This window comes from Streptomyces brevispora (assembly GCF_007829885.1).
Taxonomy (GTDB): Bacteria; Actinomycetota; Actinomycetes; order Streptomycetales; family Streptomycetaceae; genus Streptomyces; species Streptomyces brevispora.
Genome location: NZ_VIWW01000001.1, coordinates 977,103 through 989,842, shown reverse-complemented (window position 1 = coordinate 989,842; position 12,740 = coordinate 977,103). Strand labels below are relative to the sequence as shown.

12 protein-coding genes are annotated in these 12,740 nt (G+C 69.1%); all 12 read left to right on the top strand.

Features of this window, described 5'->3' with window-relative positions; translation table 11 throughout:
* Entirely contained in the window at positions 1–1,407 is a 1,407-nt protein-coding gene (locus tag FHX80_RS04625) for a UDP-N-acetylmuramoyl-tripeptide--D-alanyl-D-alanine ligase (protein ID WP_145763019.1), read from the top strand.
* Positions 1,404–2,474: a phospho-N-acetylmuramoyl-pentapeptide-transferase gene (gene mraY, locus FHX80_RS04620; RefSeq protein ID WP_145763018.1), complete on the top strand. Its 1,071-nt coding sequence runs from the start codon at positions 1,404–1,406 to the stop codon at positions 2,472–2,474. The genes FHX80_RS04625 and mraY overlap by 4 nt, the downstream gene beginning before the upstream one ends.
* Positions 2,456–3,898: a UDP-N-acetylmuramoyl-L-alanine--D-glutamate ligase gene (murD, locus tag FHX80_RS04615; RefSeq protein ID WP_244318135.1), complete on the top strand. Its 1,443-nt coding sequence runs from the start codon at positions 2,456–2,458 to the stop codon at positions 3,896–3,898. Before mraY ends, murD begins: the two co-directional genes overlap by 19 nt.
* A gap of 114 nt (positions 3,899–4,012) precedes the next feature.
* The gene (gene ftsW / locus FHX80_RS04610) at positions 4,013–5,455 is read left to right on the top strand and encodes a putative lipid II flippase FtsW (protein ID WP_244318134.1); all 1,443 of its coding nucleotides are present in this window, start codon (positions 4,013–4,015) and stop codon (positions 5,453–5,455) included.
* A gap of 6 nt (positions 5,456–5,461) precedes the next feature.
* Complete coding sequence (murG, locus tag FHX80_RS04605) at positions 5,462–6,556, top strand: undecaprenyldiphospho-muramoylpentapeptide beta-N-acetylglucosaminyltransferase (RefSeq protein WP_123469986.1); 1,095 nt, start codon at positions 5,462–5,464, stop codon at positions 6,554–6,556.
* A 49-nt stretch (positions 6,557–6,605) separates the two neighbouring features.
* Positions 6,606–7,403, top strand: a complete 798-nt coding sequence (locus FHX80_RS04600; RefSeq protein ID WP_145763017.1) for a cell division protein FtsQ/DivIB — start codon at positions 6,606–6,608, stop codon at positions 7,401–7,403.
* 276 nt (positions 7,404–7,679) lie between these two features.
* A complete protein-coding gene (gene ftsZ / locus FHX80_RS04595) occupies positions 7,680–8,894 on the top strand; it encodes a cell division protein FtsZ (RefSeq protein WP_145763016.1) in 1,215 nt (404 codons plus the stop codon).
* The gene (gene pgeF, locus FHX80_RS04590) at positions 8,891–9,649 is read left to right on the top strand and encodes a peptidoglycan editing factor PgeF (protein ID WP_208764579.1); all 759 of its coding nucleotides are present in this window, start codon (positions 8,891–8,893) and stop codon (positions 9,647–9,649) included. The genes ftsZ and pgeF overlap by 4 nt, the downstream gene beginning before the upstream one ends.
* A gap of 6 nt (positions 9,650–9,655) precedes the next feature.
* Positions 9,656–10,375 carry a YggS family pyridoxal phosphate-dependent enzyme gene (locus FHX80_RS04585; protein ID WP_145763013.1) on the top strand — a complete coding sequence of 240 codons (720 nt, stop codon included), beginning with the start codon at positions 9,656–9,658 and terminating at the stop codon, positions 10,373–10,375.
* Positions 10,376–10,500: 125 nt separating this feature from the next.
* Positions 10,501–11,106: a cell division protein SepF gene (locus FHX80_RS04580; protein ID WP_145763010.1), complete on the top strand. Its 606-nt coding sequence runs from the start codon at positions 10,501–10,503 to the stop codon at positions 11,104–11,106.
* Between the two features lie 71 nt (positions 11,107–11,177).
* A complete protein-coding gene (locus FHX80_RS04575; RefSeq protein ID WP_145763008.1) occupies positions 11,178–11,462 on the top strand; it encodes a YggT family protein in 285 nt (94 codons plus the stop codon).
* 49 nt (positions 11,463–11,511) lie between these two features.
* Complete coding sequence (locus tag FHX80_RS04570; RefSeq protein ID WP_145763006.1) at positions 11,512–12,660, top strand: DivIVA domain-containing protein; 1,149 nt, start codon at positions 11,512–11,514, stop codon at positions 12,658–12,660.
* Positions 12,661–12,740 lie beyond the last annotated feature (80 nt).

Genomic DNA, 12,740 nt, shown 5'->3' with positions numbered 1-12,740 from the left:
GTGATCGCCCTTTCCCTCGCCGAGATCGCCGAAATCGTCGGCGGGCAGTCGTACGACATACCGGATCCGGCAGCAATCGTCAGCGGGCCAGTCGTCATCGACTCCCGGGAGGTGAAGCAAGGCAGCCTCTTCGTCGCCTTCACCGGCGAACGGGTCGACGGCCACGACTACGCGCAGCGCGCCGTCGAGGCGGGCGCCGCGGTCGTCCTGGCCGCCCGTCCCGTCGGCGTTCCCGCGATCGTCGTCGACGACGTGGTGGCGGCGCTCGGCGCGCTGGCCCGCACCGTCGTCGGGCGCCTCGGCACCACCGTGGTCGCCCTCACCGGATCCGCCGGCAAGACCTCCACCAAGGACCTGATCGCCCAACTCCTGGAGCGCAAGGGGCCCACCGTCTACCCGGCGGGCAACCTCAACAACGAGATCGGCCTGCCGCTCACCGCGCTGCGCGCCACCGAGGAGACCCGGCACCTGGTCCTCGAAATGGGTGCCCGCTACATCGGCGACATCTGTTACCTCACCGGCCTGGTCCCGCCCCGGATCGGCCTCGTCCTCAACGTCGGCACCGCCCACATCGGCGAGTTCGGCGGTCGCGAGCAGATCGCCAAGGCCAAGGGCGAGATGGTCGAGTCCCTCCCCGAGGACGGCCTCGCCGTACTCAACGCCGACGATCCGCTCGTTCGCGCCATGACGTCCCGCACCAAGGCCCGCGTCCTGCTCTTCGGTGAAGCCGCGGATGCGGACGTACGGGGAGAGAACGTACGGCTCACCGCCGACGGCCGCCCCGCGTTCCGCCTCCACACACCCACCGGGTGCAGCGATGTGACCATGCGCCTGTACGGTGAGCATCACGTGTCGAACGCGCTCGCCGCGGCCGCCGTCGCCCATGAGTTGGGCCTGTCCGCAGACGAGATCGCCGAGGCGCTCTCCGAGGCGGGCACCCTCTCCCGCTGGCGCATGGAGGTCACCGAGCGTCCGGACGGCGTGACGTTCGTCAATGACGCCTACAACGCCAACCCCGAATCCATGAGAGCCGCGCTGCGCGCGCTGGCCGCCATGGGGAAGGGGCGTCGTACGTGGGCAGTGCTCGGCCAGATGGCCGAGCTCGGCGACGCCTCGCTCACCGAGCACGACGCGGTCGGACGGCTTGCCGTCCGGCTCAACGTCAGCAAGCTCGTCGCGGTCGGGGGCAGAGAAGCCTCCTGGCTGCAACTGGGCGCATACAACGAGGGTTCGTGGGGTGAGGAGTCGGTGCATGTGTCCGACGCACAGGCTGCCGTCGACCTGTTGCGCAGTGAACTGCGCCCGGGAGACGTCGTGCTGGTGAAGGCGTCCCGGTCGGTCGGCCTGGAGCAGGTTGTCATGGCACTGCTGGATAACGCGACCGAGGGCGAGGTCGCCGGCCGATGAGGCAGATCCTCTTCGCGGGGGCCATCGGGCTCTTCCTGACCCTGGTCGGTACCCCGCTGCTGATCAAACTGCTGGCCCGCAAGGGATACGGGCAGTTCATCCGGGACGACGGCCCGCGCACCCACGGATCGAAGAAGGGCACGCCCACCATGGGCGGCATCGCCTTCATCCTGGCGACGATCATCGCGTACATCCTGGCGAAGGTGATCACCGGCGAGGACATGCGCTTCTCCGGTGTGCTGGTCCTCTTCCTGATGACCGGCATGGGAGTCGTCGGTTTCCTCGACGACTACATCAAGATCGTCAAGCAGCGTTCGCTGGGCCTGCGCGCCAAGGCGAAGATGGCCGGTCAGCTGATCGTCGGCATCGCCTTCGCGGTGCTCTCGCTCCAGTTCGCCGACGCCCGCGGCAACACCCCCGCCTCCACCAAGCTCTCGTTCGTCGAGGACTTCGGCTGGTCGATCGGCCCGGTGCTGTTCGTGGTCTGGGCGCTCTTCATGATTCTCGCCATGTCCAACGGCGTGAACCTGACGGACGGTCTGGACGGCCTCGCCACCGGTGCGTCGGTGATGGTCTTCGGCGCGTACACCTTCATCGGGCTCTGGCAGTTCCAGGAGTCCTGCGCCAACGCCGCCACCCTCACCAACCCGAGCGCCTGCTTCGTGGTACGGGATCCACTCGACCTGGCGGTCGTGGCCTCGGCCCTGATGGGCTCCTGCTTCGGCTTCCTGTGGTGGAACACCTCGCCCGCCAAGATCTTCATGGGTGACACCGGCTCGCTGGCCCTCGGCGGCGCGCTCGCCGGTCTGGCGATCTGCTCCCGCACCGAGTTCCTGATGGCGGTGCTCGGCGGTCTCTTCGTGATGATCACGATGTCCGTCGTCATCCAGGTCGGCTCGTTCAAGATGACCCGCAAGCGGGTGTTCCGGATGGCACCGCTCCAGCACCACTTCGAACTCAAGGGGTGGTCCGAAGTCCTTGTCGTGGTCCGCTTCTGGATCATCCAGGGCATGTGCGTGATCGTCGGTCTCGGCCTCTTCTACGCAGGATGGGCAGCCAAGAAGTGAGCAACGTGGACTGGCAGGGCAAGCACGTCACGGTCGCCGGACTCGGGGTCTCCGGGATCCCTGCGGCCCGGGTACTGCACGGACTCGGCGCCGTCGTCACCGTCGTCAACGACGGGGACGACGAGCGCTCCCGCACCCAGGCCGCGGAGCTGGAGGCGCAGGGCATCACCGTGCGCCTCGGCGACGGGGCCACCCTGCCCGAGTCCACCGAGCTCATCGTCACCACCCCGGGCTGGAAGCCCGACAAGCCGCTGTTCACCGCGGCCGCCGAGGCGGGTGTCCCGGTCTGGGGCGACGTCGAACTCGCCTGGCGGCTGCGGGGTCATGACGGCCGGGAACCGGCACCCTGGCTCGCGGTCACCGGCACCAACGGCAAGACCACGACCGTACGGATGCTCGCCTCGATCCTGGAGGCGGCCGGGCTGCGCACCGCCGCCGTCGGCAACATCGGAGTCTCCCTGCTGGACGCCGTCCTCGGCGACGAGACGTACGACGTCCTGGCCGTGGAGCTCTCCAGCTACCAACTGCACTGGTCGGCCTCACTGCGCGCCCACTCCGCGGCCGTCCTCAACCTGGCACCCGACCACCTCGACTGGCACGGCTCCATGGAGGCGTACGTCGCCGACAAGGGCCGGATCTACGAGGGCAACACCGTCGCCTGCGTCTACAACGTCGCGGACGGGGCCACCGAGGACCTGGTGCGCCAGGCGGACGTCGAGGAGGGCTGCCGGGCGATCGGCTTCACTCTCGGCACCCCGGGGCCCTCGCAGCTCGGGGTCGTCGACGGCATCCTCGTCGACCGAGCCTTCGTGACGAACCGCCAGAAGCAGGCCCAGGAGCTCGCCGAGGTCGCGGACGTGAACCCGCCCGCCCCGCACAACATCGCCAACGCGCTGGCAGCCGCGGCGCTGGCCCGTGCCTTCGGCGTCGAGCCGGCCGCCGTGCGCGACGGGCTCCGGGCCTTCCGCTCGGACCCGCACCGCATCGAACACGTCGCGGAGGTCGGCGGGGTCACGTACGTCGACGACTCCAAGGCCACCAACACCCATGCCGCCGAGGCCTCCCTGGCGTCCTACGACCCGATCGTCTGGATCGCCGGGGGCCTGGCCAAGGGCGCCACCTTCGACGAGCTGGTGACCGGGTGCGCGAAGCGGCTGCGGGGCGTCGTACTGATGGGCGCGGACCGCGCCCTGATCCGTGAAGCCCTCGCGCGACACGCGCCCGAGGTCCCGGTGGTCGACCTCGACCGGACCGACACTGGGGCGATGTCCGAGGCGGTCCGCGAGGCGGCACGGCTCGCCCGGCCGGGAGACACCGTACTGATGGCCCCGGCCTGCGCCTCGATGGACATGTTCGTCAATTACAACAAGCGGGGCGAGGCCTTCGCGGACGCCGTCCGCGCACTCGCCGCCGAGAGCGCCTGACGGACCCGGCCTCCACGCCGTACCGTCCCGGAGCAACCGGGTGCGTACGGCTGTGCCGCGGGCGCGGGCCCTCGGCACGAAGCCCCGGGCACGAGCAGTGGAGGGGACAGGACCATGCCGGCCGAAGAGAGCTCTGCCGCACGCCGCAGGGACCGCTCACGGGCGACCACGGCGGTCAGCCGGGCGCTCCAGCCACCCCTCCTCGCCGCCGGGGGCGCCCCGCTGCCGGACGGGCTCGCCCTGCGAGTCCGGTCCGCAGCCGGCTCCCGGCGGCCCTCCACGGCCCGCTCCAGGACCGCGGGCAGTCCCCGCACCCCTCGCGGTGGCGGTGTGCGGAGGCTCTACGAGCAGGCACGCCGGGCCTGGGACCGCCCGCTGACCGCGTACTACCTGATTCTGGGTGCCGGGCTGCTCATCACCGTGCTCGGGCTCGTGATGGTCTACTCCGCCTCGATGATCAAGGCGTTGGAGCTCGACAAGCCGGGCACCTACTTCTTCCGCAAGCAGTTCCTGGCCGCCGTCATCGGGGCCGGGCTGATGGCGATCGCCGCCCGGATGCCGGCCAAGCTGCACCGGGCGCTGTCCTACCCGCTGCTGCTGGGTGCCGTCTTCCTGATGGTGCTGGTCCAGGTGCCGGGGATAGGGATGTCGGTCAACGGCAACCGGAACTGGCTCTACCTGGGCGGCCCCTTCCAGCTCCAGCCCAGTGAGTTCGGCAAGCTCGCCCTCGTCCTGTGGGGGGCCGACCTGCTCGCCCGTAAACAGGACAAGCGGCTGCTGGCCCAGTGGAAGCACATGCTCGTACCGCTCGTCCCCGTCGCCTTCATGCTGCTCGGCCTGATCATGCTCGGCGGTGACATGGGCACTGCGATCATTCTCACGGCGATCCTGTTCGGGCTGCTCTGGCTGGCCGGGGCTCCCACCCGGCTGTTCGCCGGAGTGCTCGCCACCGCCGGCCTGATCGGCTTCGTGCTGATCAAGACCAGTCCGAACCGGATGGCCAGGCTCGACTGCATGGGAGCCAGCGAACCCGGACCGGGCGGCTCGTGCTGGCAGGCCGTACACGGTATCTACGCTCTGGCGTCCGGCGGCTGGTTCGGATCCGGGCTCGGCGCGAGTGTGGAAAAATGGGGTCAACTCCCCGAACCCCACACCGACTTCATCTTCGCCATCACAGGGGAGGAACTGGGGTTGGCGGGGACGCTGTCGGTACTCGCCCTCTTCGCGGCTCTAGGCTATGCGGGTATCCGCGTGGCCGGACGCACGGAGGACCCCTTCGTGAGGTATGCCGCGGGAGGTGTGACCACCTGGATCACGGCTCAGGCCGTGATCAATATCGGTGCGGTGCTCGGTCTCCTTCCGATCGCCGGTGTCCCGCTCCCGCTGTTCTCCTACGGAGGGTCGGCCCTGCTGCCGACCATGTTCGCTGTCGGGCTGCTGATCGCGTTCGCGCGAGAGGATCCCGCCGCGAGGGCGGCCCTGGCCATGCGGAGGCCCGGGGTGAGATGGAAGACGATGAGACGGCGCATCAAGAAGCGTCCGTCCGGAGAGCGGTGAATTTCGGTGCATGTCGTACTCGCCGGTGGGGGGACCGCCGGCCACATCGAGCCCGCGCTCGCCCTCGCGGACGCCCTGCGCAGGCAGGACCCGAGCGTGGGAATCACCGCTCTCGGCACGGAGCGCGGACTCGAGACAAGACTCGTACCCGAGCGGGGGTACGAACTCGCCCTGATCCCGGCCGTACCGCTGCCGCGCAAGCCCACCCCCGAACTCATCACCGTCCCGGGAAGGCTGCGCGGCACCATCAAGGCCGCCGAGCAGATCCTGGAACGCACCAAGGCGGACTGCGTGGTCGGGTTCGGCGGCTACGTGGCGCTGCCCGGCTACCTCGCCGCCAAACGCGCCGGGGTGCCGATCGTGGTGCACGAGGCCAACGCCCGGCCGGGCCTGGCCAACAAGATCGGTTCGCGCTACGCGCACGGGGTCGCCGTCTCCACCCCCGACAGCAAGCTGCGCGGTGCCCGCTACATCGGCATCCCGCTGCGCCGGACCATCGCCACCCTGGACCGGGCCCGGGTCCGCCCGGAGGCGCGTGCGGCCTTCGGGCTCGACCCCAACCTGCCGACGCTGCTGGTCTCCGGCGGCTCGCAGGGTGCCCGGCACCTCAACGAGGTGGTCCAGCGGGTCGCCCCGCTGATGCAGCGCTCCGGTATCCAGATCCTGCACGTGGTCGGCCCGAAGAACGAAATGCCGCGCGTGGACAACATGCCCGGGATGCCGCCCTATATCCCGGTACCGTACGTGGACCGGATGGACCTCGCGTACGCCGCGGCCGACATGATGCTCTGCCGCGCGGGCGCGATGACCGTCGCCGAACTCACCGCCGTCGGGCTCCCCGCCGCCTACGTCCCGTTGCCGATCGGCAACGGCGAACAGCGGCTCAACGCCCAGCCGGTGGTCAACGCCGGCGGCGGTCTGCTGGTGGACGACGCGGCGCTGACTCCCGAGTGGGTCCAGGGCAACGTGCTTCCGGTACTGGCGGATCCGCACAGATTGTATGAAATGTCCCGCGCTGCCGCCGAGTTCGGCCGCAGGGACGCCGACGACCTGCTGGTCGGCATGGTGTACGAGGCGATTGCCGCACGCCGAGGCGCGTGAGGCGGCCGGGTCCGGGGGCGGCGCCCCCGGACCCGCATAAGGAGCGAGCGTGGCCGGACCGACGACCGCCCAGCGCGGCACAGGGCAGCGGGAGGACACCCCGGACCGCCCGCCGCGCCCGGGCGCGGCGGGCGGGCGCCGGATGCCCCGGCGGAGGCTGTTGATCGTGATCGCCGCGGCCGTGCTGGTGCTCGGCTCCGGCGTCGTCTGGGCGCTCTACGGCTCCTCCTGGCTCCGGGCCGAACAGGTCCGGATCACCGGTGTCGACGTACTGTCACCCGCCGAGGTGGAGGCCGCCGCGGCGGTGCCGACGGGCGCTCCGCTGGTCTCCGTCGACACGGACGCCATCGCGGACAGGTTGCGCCAGAAGTTGCCTCGTATCGACTCGGTGGATGTCGTACGGTCATGGCCGCACGACATCGGACTTAAGGTGACCGAACGAAAGCCGGTCCTGTTGGTGAAAAAGGGCGCAAAGTTCATTGAAGTGGACGCCAAGGGTGTGCGTTTCGCCACGGTGAACAAGGCGCCCGGGCATGTGCCTCTGCTGCGACTGACATCCGATCGGTCGGCGAGCCTGCGCCGCTTCGGCAGTGACCGACTGGTGCGGGAGGCGGTCCGGGTCGCCGGCGACCTTCCGGAAGATGTCGCCAGGGACGCCAAGGTCGTGCGGGTCGCCTCGTACGATTCGGTTTCTCTGGAACTCACCCGGGGTCGTGAGGTGATCTGGGGGAGTGGTGAAGAAGGTGCGGTGAAGGCGAAAGTTCTCGCCGCCCTGATGAAAGCCGCTCCCAAAGCGGGACACTTCGACGTCAGTGCACCCACCGCTCCTGCGGTGTCGGACAGTTGACGCACATTCGGCCTGGCCAGCACCCTGGTTGGTCAGCGCTACGGGTGATCACATAGGGTGAAAAGAAAAACGGGAGGTTCGGCGTGTTCGTTGAACGTGCGCCACTTGTCGACTTAGTGTCCTGTTCGGAAGAGTCCATGAAGCGGACACACTGGTAACCCTAAACTTCAACGTTAGGGTTCGGGTCGGCGTTCGGACCGTCCCAATCGGCATCCGTCGTCGCGGCGGGACTACCGCCAAGCGACGACACGTAACTCGAGGCGAGAGGCCTTCGACGTGGCAGCACCGCAGAACTACCTCGCAGTCATCAAGGTCATCGGTGTCGGCGGCGGTGGTGTCAATGCCATCAACCGAATGATCGAGGTCGGTCTCAAGGGCGTCGAGTTCATCGCGATCAACACTGATGCGCAAGCCCTGTTGATGAGCGACGCCGACGTCAAGCTCGACGTCGGCCGTGAACTCACCCGTGGCCTCGGCGCCGGGGCGAACCCGGCCGTCGGTCGCAAGGCGGCAGAGGACCACCGTGAAGAGATCGAGGAGGTCCTCAAGGGGGCCGACATGGTCTTCGTCACCGCAGGCGAAGGCGGCGGCACCGGCACCGGTGGCGCACCTGTCGTCGCCAATATCGCTCGCTCGCTGGGCGCCCTGACGATCGGCGTGGTCACCCGCCCGTTCACCTTCGAGGGCAGGCGTCGCGCGAACCAGGCGGAGGACGGCATCGCCGAACTCCGCGAAGAGGTCGACACCCTCATCGTCATTCCCAACGACCGACTGCTGTCCATCTCGGACCGCCAGGTCAGCGTGCTCGACGCCTTCAAGTCGGCCGACCAGGTGCTGCTCTCGGGTGTCCAGGGCATCACCGACCTCATCACCACCCCGGGTCTGATCAATCTCGACTTCGCCGACGTCAAGTCGGTCATGTCCGAGGCCGGATCGGCACTCATGGGCATCGGCTCGGCCCGCGGCGACGACCGCGCGGTGGCCGCCGCGGAGATGGCGATCTCCTCGCCGCTCCTGGAGGCGTCCATCGACGGCGCCCGCGGTGTCCTGCTCTCCATCTCCGGCGGCAGCGACCTCGGTCTCTTCGAGATCAACGAGGCCGCCCAGCTGGTGAGCGAGGCGGCGCACCCCGAGGCGAACATCATCTTCGGTGCGGTCATCGATGACGCACTGGGCGACGAGGTGCGGGTCACCGTGATCGCCGCGGGCTTCGACGGCGGACAGCCGCCGACCCGTCGCGAGAACGTCCTGGGCGCCAACTCCGGTAAGCGTGAGGAGTCGGCTCCGCCGGTCCGGGCCGCCGAGCCCGTGCGCCACACGAGCGGACTGGGCTCCGTGCCCCCGCGCGAGGAGTCCCCGGTCCAGACCGAGCCGGTACCGGTGGCCAACGAGAGCCACCTTCCGCCGGTCTCTCCGCCGCACGTCCCGCCGGCCCGTCCCTACCATGACTCCCAGGCCGAAGAGCTGGATGTTCCGGACTTCTTGAAGTGATAGGTCCGCACCACCCAGTGAGCTCAAAAAATTCCGTTTCTTCGGGGGGCGGCGCCCACTTCTCCTTCACCGACAGGTGGGGCGGGGTGAGCGCCGCCCCGTATGCGGAGCTCAACCTCGGCGGCGCGGTCGGTGACGACCCCGCCGCCGTTCTCGCCAACCGCGAGCGCGCCGCCCGCGGTCGTGGACTCGATCCGGCGCAGGTCGTCTGGATGAATCAGGTCCACGGCCGGGACGTCGCCGTGGTCGACGGACCTTGGGGCGACGTCCCCGAGGTTCCCGCCGTGGACGCGGTGGTGACCACCCGGCGCGGACTCCCGCTCGCCGTCCTCACCGCGGACTGCACCCCCGTACTGCTCGCCGACCCGGTCGCCGGAGTCGTCGCAGCAGCACATGCGGGCCGTCCCGGTCTGGTCGCCGGAATCGTGCCCGCCGTGGTCGGGGCCATGGTCCGGCTCGGCGCGGACACCTCGCGGATCATCGCCCGCACCGGGCCCGCCGTCTGCGGTCGGTGCTACGAGGTCCCGGCCGCGATGCGGGACGAGGTCGCCGCGAGCGTCCCCGCCTCCTGGTCCGAGACCAGTTGGGGGACCCCGGCCGTGGACGTCACCGCCGGAGTCCACGCCCAGCTCGATGCCCTCGGAGTCACCGACCGGCACAAGTCGCCCTTCTGCACCCTCGAATCGGGCGATCACTTCTCGTACCGACGCGACCGCACCACCGGGCGGCTCGCCGGATATGTCTGGTTGGACTGATAGGGCATGACGGACCGTAAGGCTGAACTCGCCGCGAATCTGGCACAGGTGGAGGAACGCATCGCTTCCGCCTGCGCCGCCGCCGGTCGCGAGCGCGAAGAAGTGACCCTCGTCGTGGTCACCAAGACCTACCCCGCGAGTGATGTGCGGATCCTGCACGAACTCGGCGTGCGTCAGGTCGCGGAGAATCGTGACCAGGACGCGGCTCCCAAGGCTGCCGCATGTGCGGATCTGTCCCTCAGATGGCATTTTGTCGGTCAACTGCAGACGAATAAGGTTCGTTCTGTGGCGAGTTATGCCGATTTCGTGCAGTCGGTGGACCGTGTCAAGCTGGTGAACGCGCTCTCCGCGGCGGCCGGCCGTGACGGGCGTGAACTCGGATGTCTCATCCAGGTCGCGCTCGACGCGGAGAGCGGTGAGCGGGGGGAGCGGGGCGGCGTAGCCCCGGACGGGGTCGAGGAGTTGGCCGCCGCGGTCGAATCCGCCCCCGGGCTGCGGCTGGCCGGTCTGATGACCGTCGCGCCGCTCGCCGGACCGTTCGCCGGAAGGCAACGGGCCGCGTTCGACCGGCTGATGGAAATCTCATCCCGGCTGCGCGGGAACCATCCGGCTGCGAACATGGTCTCCGCAGGGATGAGTGCGGACCTTGAGGACGCGGTTGCGGCCGGGGCGACACATGTGCGCGTCGGTACTGCGGTACTCGGAGTCCGACCCGGGCTCGGGTAACGTCGCCAAGCAAGTCGGACCACAGCAGAAAATATGGTCATTACCGCCCATGGCGGGTAGGCCACAGTGGATCGCGGGCACTTGGTGACAGATGCCGATCCACCACAGAGCGGAGGACTCAGAGCATGGCCGGCGCGATGCGCAAGATGGCGGTCTACCTCGGCCTCGTGGAGGACGATGGGTACGACGGTCCGGGGTTCGACCCCGACGACGAATTCGAACCCGAGCCGGAACCCGAGCGGGACCGGCGCCGGCACCAGCCCGCGCATCAGGTGGAGCGGGACGAACCGGTGCGAGCGGTGCAGCCTCCGGCGCAGCGGGAGCCGGTCCAGATCCCGGCGGAGCGCGAACGACCCGCCCGGATCGCCCCCGTGGCATCCATCACACCTGAACGCTCGAACTTGGAGAAGAACGCACCGGTGATCATGCCCAAGGTTGTGTCCGAGCGGGAGCCCTACCGCATCACCACACTGCACCCCAGGACCTACAACGAGGCCCGTACCATCGGGGAACACTTCCGTGAGGGCACTCCGGTGATCATGAATCTCACGGAGATGGACGATACGGACGCTAAGCGACTTGTCGACTTTGCCGCGGGACTCGTCTTCGGTCTCCATGGCAGCATTGAGCGAGTGACGCAGAAGGTGTTCCTGTTGTCGCCTGCTAACGTCGATGTCACGGCGGAGGACAAGGCCCGCATTGCAGAGGGCGGATTCTTCAACCAGAGCTGAGAACACGACACCGGGAACAACCCGGCCGAGAGGCCGGAGCTACGAGAGCCAGGGGAGAGGGAAACGCGAGGATGGGCGTCGCTCAGAGTGTTGTCTACATCGCGTTGATGTGTTTCCTCATCGTGCTGATCTTCCGGCTTGTCATGGACTACGTCTTCCAGTTCGCACGTTCATGGCAGCCGGGCAAGCCGATGGTGATCGTTCTTGAGGCTACTTACACGATCACCGATCCACCGCTCAAGCTCCTGCGGCGGTTCATTCCGCCGCTGCGTCTCGGGGGCGTGGCGCTCGACCTGTCCTTCTTCGTTCTGATGATCATCGTTTCGATCCTGATCAGCGTCGTGATCAGGTTGTGAGCGATACGGTCTTGCCGACTGCCGACGACTACGTAGAGGTGAAGAAGAGATGCCGCTGACCCCCGAGGACGTGCGGAACAAGCAGTTCACGACGGTCCGCCTCCGAGAAGGCTATGACGAGGACGAGGTTGATGCCTTCCTCGACGAGGTCGAATCGGAGCTGACCCGCTTGCTCCGTGAGAACGAGGACCTGCGCGCCAAGCTGGCCGCCGCCACGCGTGCCGCCGCGCAGAACCAGCAGCAGCAAGGTATGCGCAAGCCGGAGCCGCAGGACCGGCCCGGCGCACCGGTGCCCGCCGCCATATCTGGTCCGCCGGTCCAGCAGCAGCAGCCCCCGCAGATGGGTCCCCCCCAGCTGCCCGGTGGTGCTCCGCAGCTGCCCGCCGGTCCCAGCGGTCACGGGCCCCAGGGTCCGCACGGCCCCGGTCCGCAGGGCCCGCACGGCCCCGGCCCGATGCAGGGCGGTCCCATGGGTGGCCCGATGGGCGGCCCCATGGGTGGTCACAACCCCCAGCAGCAGCAGATGCAGCAGATGCAGCAGCAGCAGCAGCCGCAGATGCAGCAGCAGGGCCCCGGCGGCGACAGTGCCGCCCGTGTCCTCTCCCTGGCGCAGCAGACCGCCGACCAGGCGATCGCGGAGGCCCGTTCCGAGGCCAACAAGATCGTCGGCGAGGCGCGCAGCCGTGCCGAGGGCCTGGAGCGCGACGCGCGTGCCAAGGCGGACGCGCTGGAGCGGGACGCGCAGGAGAAGCACCGCGTGGCGATGGGCTCCCTGGAGTCGGCCCGCGCGACGCTGGAGCGCAAGGTCGAGGACCTGCGTGGCTTCGAGCGCGAGTACCGGACCCGTCTGAAGTCCTACCTGGAGAGCCAGCTGCGTCAGCTGGAGACCCAGGCGGACGACTCGCTGGCTCCGCCGCGGGTCCCGGCGACCGCTTCGCTGCCGCCGTCGCCCTCGCTGGCTCCGGCCGGTGCGGGTGTCATGGGTCACACCATGGGCGGCAACCACGGCGGTCACGGCAACCAGCAGATGGGCGGCAACCCGTCCATGGGCGGCGGGCCCTCGTACGGCGGCCAGCAGCAGATGTCGCCGGCGATGACCCAGCCGATGGCGCCGGTGCGGCCGCAGGCGCCGCAGCCGATGCAGCAGCAGGCGCCTTCGCCGATGCGCGGGTTCCTGATCGACGAGGACGACAACTGAGCGGCTTCCGCGCGATGAGCGCGTAGCCGTCGGCAGGCTGAGGGCCGGGCCCCGGGGTTTCCCCGGGGCCCGGCCCTTTG